Below are 17,138 nucleotides of genomic sequence, written 5' to 3' on the forward strand. Positions count from 1 at the left end.
TCATGCACCAATGGATCAACGCCCTCGCCGACCATCAATCCCGTGGCGAAGCCTGCGTGCTGGTGACCATCATCGAAGAGCGCGGCTCCACGCCACGCAACGCAGGCTCGAAGATGGTGGTCAGCGCCGACGGCCTGTTCGACACCATCGGTGGCGGCCACCTGGAATACAAGGCCCTGCACATCGCCCGGCAGATGCTCGAAGCGCAACGCACGACCCCGCATCTGGAGCGCTTCAGCCTGGGCGCCAGCCTCGGCCAGTGCTGCGGCGGCGTCACTGTACTGCTGTTCGAACCCATGGCCGCGGTGCAGGCGCAGATTGCTGTGTTCGGCGCGGGCCATGTCGGCCGCGCTCTGGTACCCTTGCTCGCCGCGTTGCCCTGCCGAGTACGCTGGATCGACTCACGCGAGCAGGAGTTTCCCGAGGTCATCCCTAACGGTGTGACCAAGGTCGTCAGCGAGGAACCGGTCGACGAGGTGGCAGAGCTGCCAGCAGGCTGCTACTGCATCGTCATGACCCACAACCACCAGCTCGACCTGGAACTGACCGCCGCCATTCTGAAGCGCAACGATTTCACCTGGTTTGGTCTGATCGGCTCGAAGACCAAGCGCACCAAGTTCGAGCACCGTCTGCGCGAGCGCGGCTATGACGACGCCGTCATGGCACGCATGCGCTGCCCGATGGGCCTGGCCGAGGTCAAAGGCAAGCTGCCGATCGAGATCGCCGTGTCCATAGCCGGGGAAATCATTGCCACTTACAACGCCTGCTTCGGCCAGCACGACGCTGCCGCCAATGCCGGCCCCATTGCCCAGTTGCTGCCGCCTTCACGGCGCAGCCAAGCCCTTTGACGAGCGTTTTATGACTGCTACCCGTAAAGCCTACCGCGCCGCCATCCTGCACAGCATCGCCGACCCGGCCGAAGTTGGCCTGGACGCCTCCCACGAATACTACGAGGATGGCCTGCTGGTAATCGATGATGGCCGCATCAGCGCCGTTGGCCATGCCAGCGAGCTGCTGCCGACCCTGGACGCCGACATCGAGGTGGTGCACTACCAGGATGCCCTGATTACCCCAGGCTTCATCGACACCCATATCCACTTCCCGCAGACCGGCATGATCGGTTCCTACGGCGAACAGCTGCTGGACTGGCTAAATACCTACACCTTCCCCTGCGAGAAGCAGTTTGCCGACAAGGCCCATGCCGACCAGGTGGCGAAGATTTTCCTCAAGGAGCTGCTGCGCAATGGCACCACCACCGCCCTGGTGTTCGGCAGCGTGCACCCGGAATCGGTCAACGCGCTGTTCGAAGAAGCTGAGCGTCTGGACCTGCGCCTGATCGCCGGCAAGGTGATGATGGACCGCAATGCGCCTGACTACCTGACCGACACCGCCGAGTCGAGCTACAGCGAAAGCAAGGCATTGATCGAACGCTGGCATGGCAAGGGCCGCCTGCACTACGCGGTCACCCCGCGTTTCGCCCCTACCAGCACCCCGGAACAACTGACCATGGCGGGGCAACTGCTCAAGGAACACCCCGGCGTGTACATGCACACGCACCTGTCGGAGAACCTCAAGGAAATCGACTGGGTCAAGTCGCTGTTCCCTGAGCAGAAGGGTTACCTGGACGTCTACGACCACTTCGAACTGCTGGGCGAGCGCTCGGTGTTCGCCCACGGCGTGCACCTGTGTGACGACGAGTGCCAGCGTCTGGCAGAAACCGGCTCGGCGATCGCCTTCTGCCCAACCTCCAACCTGTTCCTGGGCAGCGGCCTGTTCAACCTGCCCCAGGCCGAGCGTTTCAAGGTCAACGTTGGCCTGGGCACCGATGTCGGCGCCGGCACCAGCTTCTCGCTGCTCACTACCCTGAACGAGGCCTACAAGGTGATGCAACTGCAGGGCGCTCGCTTGCACCCCTACAAGTCGCTGTACCTGGCGACCCTCGGCGGTGCCCGTGCCTTGCGCCTGGACGACCGCATCGGCAGCCTGCGCCCAGGCAACGATGCCGACTTCGTGGTGCTCGACTACAAGGCCACGCCGCTGCTGGACTACCGTATCCAACAGTCCAACAGCATCGAAGAGACCCTGTTCGTCCTCACCACCCTGGGCGACGACCGCACCGTGCGGGAAACCTACGCGGCCGGTCGTTGCGTGCACCAGCGCTGAGGCGCGATCAGAAATCGGCCAGGCGCGTCACCGCGACCTGGCCACTGTAAGGCCCTGCCCCTACGCGCAAGGTCACCAGCAAGCGAACCAGACGTCCTTGCTCGACCGCCTGCTGCAGAGCCTGGCGCGCTTGCGCGCCGATCTGCGTGTGCCACTGCGCCAGCCAAGCCTGGGACAGCACTGATCCTCCCAGGTCCGGGGCCACATCGATAACCGCCTCTTCGCTGACGGCCACCAGCACGAGGTAGACCCTGCCTGTCGACGACTGCCCATACTGGACGACATTGCCGATACGCTGCTGGTGGCTCAATCCATAACGCCTGAGCATATCGTCGACCACGTTGATGGCGTGCTGGCGCATGCGTCTGCCACTGACAGTGCCGAGCAATTGCTGGCTGTGGGCATCCACGGCTCGCAGGTAGTACACCGGAGGCCTGGCTGCCGGAGCATCCAGCGCCAGCGTCAACCGCCACCCCCTCTGCCCCTCCAGCTGCAAGGGCCGCTGCGGCGCGAGCAACAACAGCGGGTCGGCGAGATCACCCAGGGCGCGGGTATCTCCCAACCAGCCATTGAGCACCTGCTCAAGGTGCAACAACCGCGCATGCTCGCTGCCCTGGAACCCTTCGAATACCGTACGGGCGACGTTCTGCGCACTCTGTTGGGCCAAACCTGGACGCGCACGGCTAACCTGGTAATCCAACGGCAGGGTGAACAGCGCCCGCCGCACCGACCACCCCTGCTGGTTACGCACCACCAACCAGGGCTGTTCGCCGTAGCGCTGACGCACACAGCGTTGCAGGTCATCGAAACGCAACGGTGCAGGTAGCTGCTGCGTCCGGGTAAGCACAATGGCGCTGTTGCTTTCCACCGGAAAGATCGGCACCCAGCGCCCTTCGATAGCGACCCCTTGGACCAACGCTTCGCCTTCGGCTCCATAAAGCCCTGAGCCTGGCACTCGCTCGATGTCCGCCATCGTGAGCTCACGCGAGCTGTGTCGCCAGCTCCGTCCTTGCGGGACCGTGGGATTCTCGCGCAGCTGGAAATGGATACGCTGCCAGACCAATTCGGTGGTGTGCGGCCCCTCGAAGTGCACGCCGCCCAGCACTGGCCGCAGCAATCGTTGCTGGCGGGCCGTGCGCAGCGCGGCAGCGACCGGCAGTGTCAAGCGGGAGATCAGTTCGTCCAGCCAGACTTCACCGAACAGCACCATGCCGTTGCGCCCCATCAGCGATACCCGCCCCAGCGCCAGATGCTGCAGCAGCACATACACCTCCCGATGCCCGGGCCTCACGAAGATGAACAGGCAACGCCCTTGGTGGCCACCCTCCTGGAGAATCCGGTAACCTCGGTCGACGATGGCCCGCCTGATGCCTGCCTGGAATGGCTGCAAGGTCGGCTGCCCCACAGCGCTGCGCAGCGCATCGGCTTCGGGACGCGCGAGCATCCAGCGCCACTCGTACGTCTGGGTGCCGAGGACGTCTCGGTTGACCGCCACTTGCAGATTGTCGACGATGCGCTCGTCGATTATCCGCAGCGGCTCGGAGGTCGCATCATCCAGCCAGTGATCCAGATCCTCCAGCGTGATCGAACTCCATCCATGGCGGCGCCGGGCATTCCTGAACAACGTCTCGCCCATTACCTGCCGGGCGTTGGCATTCATCAAGGGATAACGCCGGGCAAGCCGTGCACCGAAGGTTTCGGCAAAACCACCCAACACTTCAGGCGCCTCGGCGGCGTGCTGCCCCAGTCGGACCCGCACCGGTCCGAACCCTTGTGCGATCCCGTCATCGAGATCGACCAGCCGTTCAGGCTGCCAGCCCGGCTGGACGATGAAACGCACCCGACTGGAGGCCGCCCCTTCAAGTATTGGGTAATAGTTACCCTCGACACGCACACCGAGCGCCGAGGTATCCGACTGCCCCCCGAAATGTACACTGACTTCGCCCCCGGACCTTGCGATCACACGGTCTTCGCCATGAAGCGCCCAACGCCACTGCTGCCAGGGCTGGGAAGGCCTGGTGACCGGCACACCCGCCGAGCTGCCTGGGCCAATGAGGTAGGTACGCGACCAGGCTGGCGCGACACCATCGGCCAGGTAGGACAATACGAACTCCACCCGCTGCTCTTCACTTCGAAAGGCGTAGTTGGCGAGGATGCGCCGTCCCCGCGCCAAGGCGGTCTGCGGGCTTGCCCCGGCGAACGGCTGGTGCCGGCTGCGCGGCCCCGCATATTTCAGCAGCCCTTCCGATTCGGTCAGTTTGCCGCCGCCACCGCGCAGGCCGACCTCGGCATGCACGACCCAACGCCCACCCTCCCTGCGCACTGGCGCCTCGTAGCGCCGCATGGTGGTGGCACGCAAGCGTAGCGTGTGCTCCCCGGCTCGCCGGTAGACGGCATAGAGGCGACCGTCCTGCTGGATGTACTGCTGGCCGGCATGCAGCCAAAGCCCCTCGTCGCCCCCCTGCAAGCGAGTCGCGCCGCGCAGTCGTGGTTGTACCTCATAGCCGGCCAGCGGGCGGCTGGCGCTGAGTTGCCGCAGGCGCAGGCGCACGGCCCGGCGCAGGCTCCACAGCCCACCGGCGACAGGAACGGCGGTTAGCAGGATGTCGGCCACGGCACCCGCCACGCTCAGCGCAGCCCAACCCAATGAGTCGGCATCCCGTGCCCGCCAGGCGCTACCGATGGCCTGGACACTGTGCTGGATATCCTGCAATGCGACGACCACGTTCACACCCGGCACTATCGCCAGGCCAGCCCTGAGATAACCGATGTGGCGCTCATGCGCCTGCTGGTCACGGCTGATCCTGATACCCAGCTGATTGCGCCCTTGCTGGCGCGCCAGACTCATCAGGCGGTTACGCCGGTCCGTCAGCTGCAGGCCGATGAGCGTCTGGTCGATTGCCGCTGGGGCATTCAAGAAGCCGTCATAGCCCTTGCTGGCCGCCTGGCGGAAATAGCTCAGGAGCCGGTCAGGGTCGTCGGTGCAGCGCTGCGCAACATAGTCGGCTACATCCGTGCGGGTGCGGATGGCCAGCCGCAGATGAGCCAACGCCTGTTCAAGGCTATCGCGCTCGATCAAATTGATGTCTTCTGGCGCACCGGGCAAAACCAGCACGGTTAGGCCTGAATCGGTCCTGACCAGCGCACCGGCGCCGCGGATTTCGCTACCCAGGGCCTGGTTGCTGTTGATGGTCAACCAGTGAACTCGCATCCTTGCTTGCGCCAGTGCCGCAGTTGAAGTCACCTGCGCCGCGGTGTCCAGCATGTCCACGGCAGGTTGGCTGAGCGCCTGACGCCAGTGTTGTACGCGGGCCAACAGTTGCAGTTCGAGTCTGTAAGGTCGACGCAAGCGCTGGATATCCGCCTCCTGCGACGGGTCGAATGTCACAGCCAGAGTAGTCTCGAATTGCCTCAGCGGGTCGAGCGAGACCAAGGTGTCGGACAGATACTTCGCCGAGATGCCCGCTACCCGCCACTGGGCCATCTGCAGGCGTCTAGTCTCGGCGTCGTCCTGGCCATCGAAGCCTTCGCAAGCCAGTTGCGCGACCGTCACATCCTCCCATTCGTCGCTTGCCACCCATGTCATCGACGCCTGCGCCGCGTGTAATGGAGCGCCGGAAAAGCCGAACTCGCCGCCAGGGAAGGGCTCGATGACTGTACCTTCGCCCAACCAGTGAAAGCCGACCGACACCGGCCGATGCAGCAGCACGGTGTCAGGGGTCAGCGTGATGCCCAGGTCCTGCTGGATTCGATCGCAGAGCAACTGACCGGCGAATGTGACAAATGGCGGTAATTGTTCTTCAAGCCAATCTTCCAGCGCCCAGGCTGCCTGTTGGTACTCCCTCAGCCAGGCGGCAAAGAGCTCGCGCTCATCTTCGCTTCGCGCCAGCAGCCACTGTGGCAGGTGTTGGGCCAACGTATCGGCTGCCCACAGTTGCTCGAGCACCGCCACCGCCGCCTGCCGACAACTGTCGACCGGCATCGACAGCGCCGTGCGGGCAAGCTCCCGACGCCGCTCGGCCTCCTGATCGGGCGTCAGTTGTGCCAGCGGGCCATTGGCTGGCGGAGCGTCCCCCAACTGCCCCGACCAGTGATCCAGCAGGTCCTGTACAAGACCGGTGAGGCCTTGCGGAGCGGGCACGAACTGCAATTGAGCCTCATCCTCGGGAACCAGCGAGGATACTGGCAGGCGTGCGTTGGCCAGGGTGAAGGCCAGGCGCTCGCGCAGTTGTACCTGGGCCTCCAGGCAAATCAGCCCTCCGCCTTCGCCATGAACCCAGACCAGCAGGGGGGCATCGAGCAAGCCAGAGGCCCATGCACTGGCTTGGACCATCGCCCACACCCCAGGCAGTGGCTGTTCACCCACCTGCACCGAAAGCCACTGCACGGGGTGCTGATCATCGGGCGAGAACAATTGGTCGCGAGCCTGATGTGTGATTTGCCCCTCAAGCACCTGCAAGCTTGCCTCGGCATCCATGGCCGCGAGGATTGCTGCTTGCAATGGCCCCGACTCGCGCCACGGCCCTTCCCCCGTCAGCGCCCGACGCGCCTGCTCGGTCGCTTTATGCCGGGTGCTTTGCAGGCTTATCCAAGGCGCCAGTGCCTGTCGCGCTGGCGCCGTCGCGCCGAAACAGTCCAACAGCCGCTGAAGGTGCTGTGCCCGGTAACGGTCACGCAGACGCTCGGGGTAGCTGTCCGGCAAACTGCCTAATGGCAACAGGTCGGCATAAACCTGCGCTTGGGCCTCCAGGGCTTCCTCCAGCACGCTGAACCACTGCGGTTCGGCGGACTCGATGTGCCCTGCCTGCAAATCGAGCCCAGCGGGCAAACGTTGCCGCCATTGCGTATCGCCAGCCGACCTGGCCCGCCGTGCAACCGATGCCTGGTTGAGCCAGTCCACGGGATCGGGCGCATCGGCAAGCAGTGCATGCAGTTGCACCCTGGCCTGCTCCAGGACCGGGTCGGGGGCGCTTGTCGATTCAACGCTGTCGAGGGGTACGGCATCGAACAATTCGGCCGGTAAAGTCATGTAGGTAGCTCCTTATGAAGAGCCACCAGTCTGCGCAGGGGGACCGTCGAAAAGCGGTACATTCATATTCACAGCCCATCGGCGCCCCTGCGCCCCCAGCCTGCAAACCGGCTTTATGGCTCGCGGGCCAAGCCACGGTACAGCGCACCACCGATCGCAGCGCCAATCAACGGTGCCAGCCAGAATAGCCACAACTGCTGCAAGGCCCAGCCGCCGACGAACAATGCCGGGCCGGTACTGCGTGCGGGATTGACCGAGGTGTTGGTCACCGGGATCGAGATCAGGTGAATGAGGGTCAGGGCCAGGCCGATGGCGATAGGGGCGAAGCCTGCCGGTGCGCGTGCGTCGGTGGCGCCCATGATGACCACCAGGAACATCGCCGTCATCACCACTTCGCTGACAAAGCCGGCCGCCAGCGAATAGCCGCCGGGCGAGTGATCGGCATAACCGTTCGAAGCCAGACCAGATGCCAGTTCGAAACCGGCCTTGCCGCTGGCGATGAAGTAAATCACCGCCGCCGCCAGGATCGCGCCGATCACCTGGGCGATCACATAAGGCAGCAGTTCCTTGGCCGGAAAGCGCCCCCCCACCACAAGCCCGAACGACACGGCAGGGTTGAGGTGGCAGCCGGAGATATGGCCGATGGCGAACGCCATGGTGAGCACGGTGAGGCCGAAGGCGAAAGCGACACCAAGCACGCCAATGCCGATGGGGGAACTGGCTGCGAGTACTGCACTGCCACAGCCGCCAAGCACTAACCAGAAGGTGCCGACCAGTTCGGCGCCCATACGTGTACCCAGGGAGATGCTCATGATTCCTTTCCTCAAGTAGTTGAACGCAATGAATGCGCAAGCCCAACTGCTTGATGAAGGTTTGCCCACAAGAATTTAGCAGACCTTGGGTTAATGGCCAGTCAAGGCCACGGGACCGCTGCGCGACACGAGGCCGCGCCCTCTCGGACGGCGCGGCGCTGGAGAAAACTCAGGAGACCGGCGCGGGAAGGATCAGCCCTTGACGGAGGCCTTGGGCTTTTTCAGGAGGTGCGAAAACACGGCATGCAAGTCGTCCGAGGCACTCTCCTCGTCCAGGTTGAGCTTGCTGTCGATGTGGTCCATGTGGTGCATCATCAGGCTCACTGCCTGCTCGGCATCGCGCGCCTCGATGGCGTCGATCAACTGCATGTGCTCGTCGTACGAGCAATGCGAACGGTTGCCGCTTTCGTACTGGGCGATGATCAGCGAGGTCTGGGACACCAGGCTGCGCTGGAAGCTCACCAGCGGGGCATTGCCAGCCGCTTCGGCCAGCTTGAGGTGGAACTCGCCGGAAAGACGGATACCCGCACCCCGGTCGCCACGCGAGAAGCTGTCCCGCTCTTCACGCACCATCTGGCGCAGCTCGTTGAGTTGCTCGGCGGTAGCGTGCTGCACGGCCAGTTCGGTGATAGCGCGCTCGACCATACGCCGCGAGAAGAACACCTGACGCGCCTCTTCCACCGTCGGGCTGGCCACCACCGCGCCGCGATTGGGTCGCAGCAGCACCACACTTTCATGGGCCAGGCGCGACAACGCGCGGCGAATGATGGTACGGCTGACACCGAAGATCTCGCCCAGCGCTTCCTCGCTCAACTTGGTGCCCGGTGCCAGACGCTGCTCGAGGATCGCCTCGAAGATGTGCGCATAGACGATGTCGTCCTGGGTACCACTGCGGCCAGCCTTGCCAGCGCGTGCAGGTTTCTTCAGAGGTTGCAGCTGTTCGTTCATGGGCTCTCGAGGCACGAAGGAAAGTATGGCGCCATTGTACACAGGCTGAGCCGTTTCTGCAGGTGGCCTTTTCGCTATATAGCCATCGAGCGACAGTTTATGCACACAAAAGATAAAACATTATTTGCATTCTTTGTACACAAAAGGATAATCCAGCGAGCAACTTCTTGACCCATAAGTCAACAAACGGTCGGACGTCTGCCTTCCCTCTTGGAGCCGCCAAGCGCTTTTGCGCAGGACGAAGGCTCCACAACAACAAGAAAGACTTGAGGAGTACTCGCTGTGGAAAGCCGCAAATCCGAAGCCCCTACGCTGGATCTCGCGCCGCCGCTCGAAACGAGCTGGCTGGAGCGGATTTTCAAACTCAAGCAACACGGCAGCACTGTCCGAACCGAGCTGATCGCCGGGGTGACCACCTTCATCACCATGGCGTACATCATTTTCGTCAACCCCAACATCATGGCCGACGCAGGTATCGACCATGGCGCGGCCTTCGTCGCCACCTGCATCGCCGCCGCCCTCGGCTGCCTGCTGATGGGCCTTTACGCCAACTGGCCGGTGGGCCTGGCACCGGGCATGGGGCTTAACGCCTTCTTTACCTACACCGTGGTCGGGACCATGGGCTACAACTGGGAAACAGCGCTCGGGGCCGTGTTCGTCTCGGGCGTGCTGTTCATGTTCCTGACCTTGTCGAAGGTTCGCGAATGGTTGCTCAACAGCATCCCAGTGAGCCTGCGACATGCCATGGGTGCCGGGGTCGGACTGTTTCTCGGACTGATCGGCCTCAAGACCGCAGGGATCATCGTCGACAGCCCGGCCACACTGATCAAGCTCGGCTCGCTGCATGAGCCTGGTCCGCTGCTGGCAGCGGTGTGCTTCCTGATGATCGCCATCCTCAGCTACAAGCGGGTGTTCGGCGCCATCCTGATCAGCATCATCGGCGTCACCGTCGCTGGCTGGGGCTTGGGTCTGGTGAAGTTCGGTGGCGTGATGTCGATGCCTCCGAGCCTGGCACCCACCTGGATGGCCATGGATGTGGCGGGCGTGTTCAACGTCAGCATGATCAGCGTGGTACTGGCGTTCCTCTTCGTGCACATGTTCGACACCGCCGGCACCCTGATGGGCGTAGCCCAGCGGGCCAACCTGGTGGCAGCGGATGGGCGTATCGAAAACCTGTCGAAGGCCCTGAAGGCCGACAGTGCCTCCAGTGTGTTCGGAGCGGTGGTCGGCGTGCCACCTGTGACCAGCTACGTGGAGAGTGCCGCGGGTGTCGCGGCGGGTGGCCGTACTGGCTTGACTGCAGTGGTCGTCGGCGTCCTGTTCATCGCCGCGATGTTCTTCGCGCCACTGGCCGGGATGATCCCTGCCTATGCCACTGCTGGTGCACTGATCTATGTAGCGATGCTGATGATGGGCAGCATGGCGCACATTCACTGGGATGAAGCCACCGACAGCATTCCAGCGATCGTTACCGTGATCATGATGCCGCTGACCTTCTCGGTCGCCGATGGTATTGCCCTGGGCTTCATCAGCTATGTGGCATTGAAGGCAGGCACTGGCAAGTACAAGGAAATCTCTGCCAGCCTTTGGGTACTGTGCGCGATTTTCATTGCCAAGTTCGTGTTTCTTTAATTCGTGAATGGCTTGGCTTTAGCTTTTTAGCGATTGCGAGATCGAGCGCCGCCCGCGCGGCGCATCGCGAGCAAAGCTCGCTCCTACGTCTGTTTCAGGTCGGTCTTCCTGTTTGAGGCGCACGCCCGCTTTGTTGCATGGCTCGCGATGCGCCGCGCAGGCGGCGCTCGATTTCAAGCCCACCCCAAATCCGCGCCCTACACCACACGCCACCCTCCTCTTTTTTCACCGTGGCCGAAGGGTATGCCCCAGGTTCCGGTAGCTTGGCTTGAGCTTTCTAGCAATTGCAAGATCGAGCGCCGCCCGCGCGGCGCATCGCGAGCAAAGCTCGCTCCTACGTCTGTTTCAGGTCGGTTTTCCTGCTTGAGGCGCACGCCCGCTTTGCTGCATGGCTCGCGATGCGCCGCGCAGGCGGCGCTCGATTTCAAGCCCACCCCAAATCCGCGCCCTACACCACACGCCACCCTCCTCTTTTTTCACCGTGGCCGAAGGGTATGCCCCAGGTTCCGGTAGCTTGGCTTGAGCTTTCTAGCAATTGCAAGATCGAGCGCCGCCCGCGCGGCGCATCGCGAGCAAAGCTCGCTCCTACGCCTGTTTCAGGTCGGTTTTCCTGCTTGAGGCGCACGCCCGCTTTGCTGCATGGCTCGGTAGGAGCGAGCCTTGCTCGCGATGCGCCGCGCAGGCGGCGCTCGATTTCAAGCCCACCCACATCCGCACCCGACACCACACGCCACCCTCTTTTTCTGCAGACGAAAAAAAGCCCGCCAGTGTGAGAGCGGGCCAAGGACCTACGAAGATTCTTCTAGCGACCCACTAGCTTCCACGATAGGTCGAATAGCTATACGGCGAGATCAACAGCGGCACGTGGTAATGCTCCTGCTTCTCGTCGATGCCAAAGCGCAGCACAACAACATCCAGAAACGCCGGCTCCGGCAACTGCACGCCGCGAGCACGGTAATAAGCGCCCGCACTGAACTGCAACTGATAGACACCGGTACGGTAATCGTCGCCTTGCAGCAACGGTGCGTCGACCCGCCCATCGCTGTTGGTCAGCGCAGTGTTCACCAGCTCCAGCTGCTGGCCTTCTACGCGATAGAGCTCGACCTTGATCGAGCTGCCTGGGCAGCCGTGCGCGGCATCCAGTACGTGTGTGGTCAAACGTCCCATTGCTTGTCGCCTCTTGTGCAGATCGTGGGCAGAAAATACTCGGCATGGCACCAAAATGGACCTCGCCGTATGCGGGAATGCAGTCATTAAGACATTTTCACGAAAGATTGTACACAATTTTCTAAACCCTTCCTTCGCCCTCCTCCCTGCGCCCCGACAAACCGGCCACCAGTCGCAAATACAGGCCCAGCGCAGACGTCAACGTCATTAACTGACCAAGTGGGCAGGTTTCTTGCAAAGACTTAACCGGCAAGGCTCATGCGACAAATGGGAAGAAATGCGGAAAAACAGGCTTACAAAAGATTTCAGAAGTTGTATACAATCAGCCCATCCGGTGGTGCGACATCCCGACGCGGCCCGCCCACCCCCGCACAAACGCACAAGAAGGAAGACTGCAGTGAGCGCTGACTACCCTCGCGACCTGATCGGTTACGGCAACAACCCACCTCACCCGCAATGGCCGGGCAACGCCCGTATCGCGCTGTCTTTCGTGCTCAACTACGAAGAAGGCGGCGAGCGCAACATCCTGCACGGTGACAAAGAGTCCGAAGCCTTCCTCTCCGAAATGGTTGCCGCCCAGCCACTGCAGGGTGTGCGCAACATGAGCATGGAGTCGCTGTACGAGTATGGTAGCCGCGCCGGTGTCTGGCGCCTGCTCAAGCTGTTCAAGGACAGCGGCGTACCCCTGACCATCTTCGCCGTGGCCATGGCCGCCCAGCGCCACCCGGACGTCATCCGCGCCATGGTCGAGGCCGGCCACGAGATCTGCAGCCACGGTTACCGCTGGATCGACTACCAGTACATGGACGAGGCCCAGGAGCGCGAGCACATGCTCGAAGCCATCCGCATCCTCACCGAGCTGACCGGCGAGCGCCCGCTGGGCTGGTACACCGGCCGCACCGGCCCAAACACCCGTCGCCTGGTGATGGAGGAAGGTGGCTTCCTCTACGACAGCGACACCTATGACGACGACCTGCCCTACTGGGAGCCAAACAACCCCACCGGCAAACCGCACTTGGTGATCCCCTACACCCTGGACACCAACGACATGCGCTTCACCCAGGTGCAGGGCTTCAACTGCGGCGAGCAGTTCTTCCAGTACCTCAAGGATGCCTTCGACGTGCTGTATGCCGAAGGCGCCGAAGCGCCGAAGATGCTCTCCATCGGCCTGCACTGCCGCCTGGTCGGTCGCCCGGCGCGCCTGGCTGCGCTCAAGCGCTTCGTCGACTACGCCAAGAGCCATGAGCAAGTCTGGTTCGCCCGTCGCGTGGATATCGCCCGCCACTGGCATGCCACCCACCCGTACAAGAAAGAGAACGCCTGATGACTGCCTTCAAGACCCTCAAGCCCTCCACCCTGGACCGTGACGCCTTCGTCGAGGCCTTCGCCGACATCTACGAGCACTCGCCGTGGGTTGCCGAAAAGGCCTACGACCTCGGCCAGCTGGGTGAGCTGGACGAGATCGAAGCCCTGCACCAGCGCATGAGCGATATCCTGCTCAGCGCAAGCCACGCAGAGCAACTGGCCCTGATCAACGCTCACCCGGACCTGGCCGGCAAGGCCGCCATCCAGGGCGAGCTGACCGAATCGAGCACCAACGAGCAAGCCGGTGCCGGCATTCACCAGTGCACCGCCGAGGAGTTCGCCCGGTTCACCGAACTGAACGATGCCTACAAAGCTAAGTTCCAGTTCCCGTTCATCATGGCGGTTAAAGGCAGCAACCGGCACCAGATCCTGGCCTCGTTCGAAAAACGCATTCACAACGATGCCGAAGCAGAGTTCAAGGAAGCCCTGGCACAGATCAACCTGATTGCCCTGTTCCGCCTGCTGCAGCTTTAAGGACCGAGCGCAGCCGTGGCCCGAGTGCGTGACGCGTCCGTACCCAGGGCCTGGCCTGCAAGCCGGTCCACCTATTCAAGAACAACGAACATAGAAGAGATAACCGCATGCGCACCCTGATGATCGAGCCCCTGACCAAAGAAGCCTTCGCCCCCTTCGGTGACGTGATCGAAACCGACGGCAGCGACCACTTCATGATCAACAACGGCTCGACCATGCGCTTTCACAAGCTCGCCACGGTCGAGACCGCAGAGCCTGAGGACAAAGCGATCATCAGCATCTTCCGCGCCGACGCGCTGGACATGCCGCTGACCGTGCGCATGCTGGAACGCCATCCGCTGGGCAGCCAGGCTTTCATCCCGCTGCTCGGCAACCCCTTTCTGATCGTGGTCGCGCCCGTTGGCGATGCACCTGTATCAGGCTTGGTCCGAGCCTTCCGCAGTAATGGCAGGCAGGGCGTTAATTACCATCGCGGCGTCTGGCACCACCCGGTGCTGACGATCGAAAAGCGGGATGACTTCCTGGTGGTTGATCGCAGTGGTTCCGGCAACAACTGCGACGAGCATTACTTCACCGAGGAACAGATGCTGATCCTCAATCCCCACCAATAAGAAAAGGTCGGTCATCGTTCGGTGACCGGCAGAGGTACATACTGTGGAAGCACACCTTCACGAATGGCTGAACCTGAGCATTCGCTGGGTTCACATGATCACCGGTATCGCCTGGATCGGTGCATCGTTCTACTTCGTCTGGCTTGAAAACAACCTGAACCGGAGCAATCCGCGCGAGGGGCTGTCGGGTGACCTATGGGCCATCCACGGCGGTGGTATCTACCACCTTGAGAAGTACAAGCTGGCACCGCCGAAAATGCCCGAGAACCTGCACTGGTTCAAATGGGAAGCCTACTTCACCTGGATGTCCGGTATCGCCTTGCTGTGCGTGGTGTTCTACTGGAACCCGGCCCTGTACCTGCTGGCCCCTGGCAGCACCCTGAGCGGTGCCGAGGGCGTGGCCATCGGTATCGGTTCGCTGATCGCCAGCTGGTTCATCTACGACTTCCTGTGCGACTCGCCCCTGGGTAAAAAGCCTGCGCTGCTCGGTGCCGTGCTGTTCGTGCTGATCATCGCCGCCTGCTTCGGCTTCAGCCAGGTATTCAGCGGCCGTGGGGCGTACCTGCATACCGGCGCGATCATCGGCACCATCATGGTCGGCAACGTGTTCCGGATCATCATGCCGGCCCAGCGTCAGCTGGTGGCCGCGATCGAAAACAACACCACCCCTGACCCGGTTCTGCCGGCCAAGGGCCTGCTGCGTTCGCGCCACAACAACTACTTCACCCTGCCGGTGCTGTTCATCATGATCAGCAACCACTTCCCGAGCACCTATGGCAGCCAATACAACTGGCTGATCCTGGCTGGGATCGCAGTGGCCGCGGTACTGATCCGTCACTATTTCAACACCCGCCATGACAGCAATAAGTACGCCTGGACCCTGCCTGTCGGTGCCCTGGCAATGATCTGCCTGGCCTACGTCACCGGTCCCAAGCCGATGGCTGTAGCGCCTGAGCAAGCCGCGGCGAAGATCGAGTACCAGCCTCTGCCGGAAACCGCTGTCGGCGGGAAAACCGCAGCCGAGAAGCGTGCCGAGGAGGCCGCCAAGGCCGCCGAAGCGCCTGCGGCGGCTGCGCAAGCCCCGGCCCAGGCCACCGCCCAGGCCGTGACCGATGGATTCGAAAAGATCCATACCGTCATCCAGGAACGCTGCACCGTGTGCCACTCGTCCAAGCCGACCAGCCCACTGTTCAGCGCCGCCCCTGCCGGCGTGATGTTCGACACCCCACAGCAGATCCAGGCCCAAGCCGCGCGCATCCAGGCTCAAGCGGTCGCCAGCCAGATCATGCCACTGGGCAACATCACCCAGATGACCGTGGAAGAGCGCAAGCTCGTCGGTGACTGGATCGCCAAGGGCGCGCCGGTCAACTGATCCAACGGGCACACCCCACGCCTCCTGGGGAGCGGGCTCGCCCGCGAAGAGGCCGGTAAACCCGGCCTCGGTTTCAAGGCAATACGCAAGCATCGAGCGCTCGGGCCTCATGCGGGAACCCCAGGTCTTCTTCTGAAGACCTGCCGCCTGCAGCCCGGCGCTTGGATCCGAGAATAAAAACAAAACTCGAGGTGCTGCATGTCCGAGTCACGCAAGGCGTACATTCCCGTTGCGCCGCCGCGACAGCCTCTGCCCCTGTTCCAATTGATTCTGGTAGGCCTGCAACACGTTCTGCTGATGTATGGAGGCGCGATTGCCGTGCCTTTGATCATCGGCCAGGCTGCCGGGCTGTCTCGCGAAGAAGTCGCCTTCCTGATCAACGCCGACCTGCTGGTTGCTGGCGTCGCCACGATCATCCAGTCGTTCGGGATCGGCCCAGTGGGCATCCGCATGCCGGTGATGATGGGCGCAAGCTTCGCAGCCGTCGGCAGCATGGTGGCCATGGCCGGCATGCCCGGCGTCGGCCTGCAGGGGATCTTCGGGGCGACCATCGCCGCCGGGTTCTTCGGCATGCTGATCGCGCCGTTCATGTCCAAGGTCGTGCGCTTCTTCCCGCCCTTGGTCACCGGTACGGTGATCACTTCCATCGGCCTCTCGCTGTTCCCGGTCGCGGTCAACTGGGCCGGCGGTGGGCACGAAGCGCAAACCTTCGGCTCGCCGATCTACCTGCTGGTGGCCGGCCTGGTGCTGGCAGTGATCTTGCTGATCAACCGCTTCATGCGCGGGTTCTGGGTGAACGTTTCCGTGCTGGTGGGCATGGGCCTGGGCTACATCCTGGCCGGCTCGATCGGTATGGTCGACCTGTCCGGCCTGTCCGAAGCTCCGTGGTTGCAAGTCGTTACCCCGCTGCACTTCGGCATGCCGACCTTCAGCCTGGCGCCGATCCTGTCCATGTGCCTGGTGGTGGTGATCATCTTCGTCGAGTCCACCGGCATGTTCCTGGCCCTGGGCAAGGTCACCGACCGCGAAGTCACCCCCGGCATGCTGCGTCGCGGCCTGTTGTGCGATGCCGGCGCGTCGTTCGTGGCAGGCTTCTTCAACACCTTCACCCATTCATCCTTCGCCCAGAACATCGGCCTGGTGCAGATGACTGGCGTACGCTGCCGCTACGTCACCGTGGTGGCAGGCGCGCTGCTGATTCTGCTGAGCCTGCTGCCCAAGGCGGCCTTCCTGATCGCTTCGATCCCGCCCGCGGTGCTGGGCGGCGCGTCCATTGCCATGTTCGGCATGGTCACCGCCACCGGGATCAAGATTCTCCAGGAAGCGGACATCGGCGACCGTCGCAACCAGTTGCTGGTTGCGGTCAGCGTCGGCTTCGGTCTGATCCCCGTGGTCCGCCCGGAGTTCTTCGCGCAGATGCCACAGTGGATGGAACCCATCACCCACAGTGGTATCGCCATGGCCACGGTCAGTGCCCTGGTGTTGAACGTTCTGTTCAACATCCTCGGTGGCGCCGAACGCGCGGTGCACAACGACGCTTGTCACCAGCATTGAGCCAGACGGGG

Annotated in this window: 12 protein-coding genes; 8 read left to right on the forward strand and 4 right to left on the reverse strand. The window is 62.8% G+C overall.

The window, feature by feature from the left end; translation table 11 throughout:
• Positions 1-2: 2 nt before the first annotated feature.
• Together xdhC and guaD are read left to right on the forward strand one after the other, a co-directional pair.
• Entirely contained in the window at positions 3-848 is an 846-nt protein-coding gene (gene xdhC, locus H620_RS0114770; RefSeq protein WP_023381440.1) for a xanthine dehydrogenase accessory protein XdhC, read from the forward strand.
• A gap of 10 nt (positions 849-858) precedes the next feature.
• Positions 859-2,163 carry a guanine deaminase gene (gene guaD, locus H620_RS0114775; protein WP_023381441.1) on the forward strand — a complete coding sequence of 435 codons (1,305 nt, stop codon included), beginning with the start codon at positions 859-861 and terminating at the stop codon, positions 2,161-2,163.
• Positions 2,164-2,170: 7 nt separating this feature from the next.
• On the opposite strand, the gene H620_RS0114780 is transcribed toward guaD, so the two are convergent.
• The 3 genes from H620_RS0114780 to H620_RS0114790 form a co-directional block, all read right to left on the reverse strand.
• Complete coding sequence (locus tag H620_RS0114780; protein WP_027907558.1) at positions 2,171-7,192, reverse strand: dermonecrotic toxin domain-containing protein; 5,022 nt, start codon at positions 7,190-7,192, stop codon at positions 2,171-2,173.
• 113 nt (positions 7,193-7,305) lie between these two features.
• Positions 7,306-8,004, reverse strand: coding sequence for an aquaporin Z (aqpZ, locus tag H620_RS0114785; RefSeq protein ID WP_023381443.1), 699 nt, complete (start codon positions 8,002-8,004; stop codon positions 7,306-7,308).
• A gap of 192 nt (positions 8,005-8,196) precedes the next feature.
• Positions 8,197-8,952 carry a GntR family transcriptional regulator gene (locus H620_RS0114790; RefSeq protein ID WP_023381444.1) on the reverse strand — a complete coding sequence of 252 codons (756 nt, stop codon included), beginning with the start codon at positions 8,950-8,952 and terminating at the stop codon, positions 8,197-8,199.
• Between the two features lie 282 nt (positions 8,953-9,234).
• Between H620_RS0114790 and H620_RS0114795 the strand changes: the two genes are divergently transcribed.
• Positions 9,235-10,584 (forward strand): NCS2 family permease, encoded by a 1,350-nt coding sequence (locus H620_RS0114795; protein WP_023381445.1) that lies wholly within the window; start codon positions 9,235-9,237, stop codon positions 10,582-10,584.
• 813 nt (positions 10,585-11,397) lie between these two features.
• Here H620_RS0114795 and uraH read toward each other — a convergent pair.
• Positions 11,398-11,751 carry a hydroxyisourate hydrolase gene (uraH, locus tag H620_RS0114800; RefSeq protein ID WP_023381446.1) on the reverse strand — a complete coding sequence of 118 codons (354 nt, stop codon included), beginning with the start codon at positions 11,749-11,751 and terminating at the stop codon, positions 11,398-11,400.
• A 397-nt stretch (positions 11,752-12,148) separates the two neighbouring features.
• Here uraH and puuE point away from each other — a divergent pair, with 397 nt between their 5' ends.
• The 5 genes from puuE (at position 12,149) to H620_RS0114825 (ending at position 17,127) form a co-directional block, all read left to right on the forward strand.
• Positions 12,149-13,075, forward strand: coding sequence for an allantoinase PuuE (gene puuE, locus H620_RS0114805; RefSeq protein WP_023381447.1), 927 nt, complete (start codon positions 12,149-12,151; stop codon positions 13,073-13,075).
• A complete protein-coding gene (uraD, locus tag H620_RS0114810) occupies positions 13,075-13,590 on the forward strand; it encodes a 2-oxo-4-hydroxy-4-carboxy-5-ureidoimidazoline decarboxylase (protein WP_023381448.1) in 516 nt (171 codons plus the stop codon). The genes puuE and uraD overlap by 1 nt, the downstream gene beginning before the upstream one ends.
• Positions 13,591-13,697: 107 nt before the next feature.
• Positions 13,698-14,201: an ureidoglycolate lyase gene (locus tag H620_RS0114815; protein ID WP_012315446.1), complete on the forward strand. Its 504-nt coding sequence runs from the start codon at positions 13,698-13,700 to the stop codon at positions 14,199-14,201.
• Between the two features lie 43 nt (positions 14,202-14,244).
• Positions 14,245-15,573, forward strand: coding sequence for a urate hydroxylase PuuD (locus H620_RS0114820; protein WP_027907559.1), 1,329 nt, complete (start codon positions 14,245-14,247; stop codon positions 15,571-15,573).
• Between the two features lie 198 nt (positions 15,574-15,771).
• Positions 15,772-17,127: a nucleobase:cation symporter-2 family protein gene (locus H620_RS0114825; RefSeq protein WP_023381450.1), complete on the forward strand. Its 1,356-nt coding sequence runs from the start codon at positions 15,772-15,774 to the stop codon at positions 17,125-17,127.
• The last annotated feature ends 11 nt before the right edge of the window (positions 17,128-17,138 follow it).

It is taken from the genome of Pseudomonas taiwanensis DSM 21245 (assembly GCF_000425785.1).
Taxonomy (GTDB): Bacteria; Pseudomonadota; Gammaproteobacteria; order Pseudomonadales; family Pseudomonadaceae; genus Aquipseudomonas; species Aquipseudomonas taiwanensis.

Excerpts from the sequence above, each read along its gene's own strand:
- xdhC (WP_023381440.1), top strand. The coding sequence starts at position 3 with ATGCACCAATGGATCAACGCCCTCGCCGACCATCAATCCCGTGGCGAA.
- guaD (WP_023381441.1), top strand. The coding sequence starts at position 859 with ATGACTGCTACCCGTAAAGCCTACCGCGCCGCCATCCTGCACAGCATC.
- H620_RS0114780 (WP_027907558.1), bottom strand. The coding sequence starts at position 7,192 with ATGACTTTACCGGCCGAATTGTTCGATGCCGTACCCCTCGACAGCGTT.
- aqpZ (WP_023381443.1), bottom strand. The coding sequence starts at position 8,004 with ATGAGCATCTCCCTGGGTACACGTATGGGCGCCGAACTGGTCGGCACC.
- H620_RS0114790 (WP_023381444.1), bottom strand. The coding sequence starts at position 8,952 with ATGAACGAACAGCTGCAACCTCTGAAGAAACCTGCACGCGCTGGCAAG.
- uraH (WP_023381446.1), bottom strand. The coding sequence starts at position 11,751 with ATGGGACGTTTGACCACACACGTACTGGATGCCGCGCACGGCTGCCCA.
- uraD (WP_023381448.1), top strand. The coding sequence starts at position 13,075 with ATGACTGCCTTCAAGACCCTCAAGCCCTCCACCCTGGACCGTGACGCC.
- H620_RS0114815 (WP_012315446.1), top strand. The coding sequence starts at position 13,698 with ATGCGCACCCTGATGATCGAGCCCCTGACCAAAGAAGCCTTCGCCCCC.
- H620_RS0114825 (WP_023381450.1), top strand. The coding sequence starts at position 15,772 with ATGTCCGAGTCACGCAAGGCGTACATTCCCGTTGCGCCGCCGCGACAG.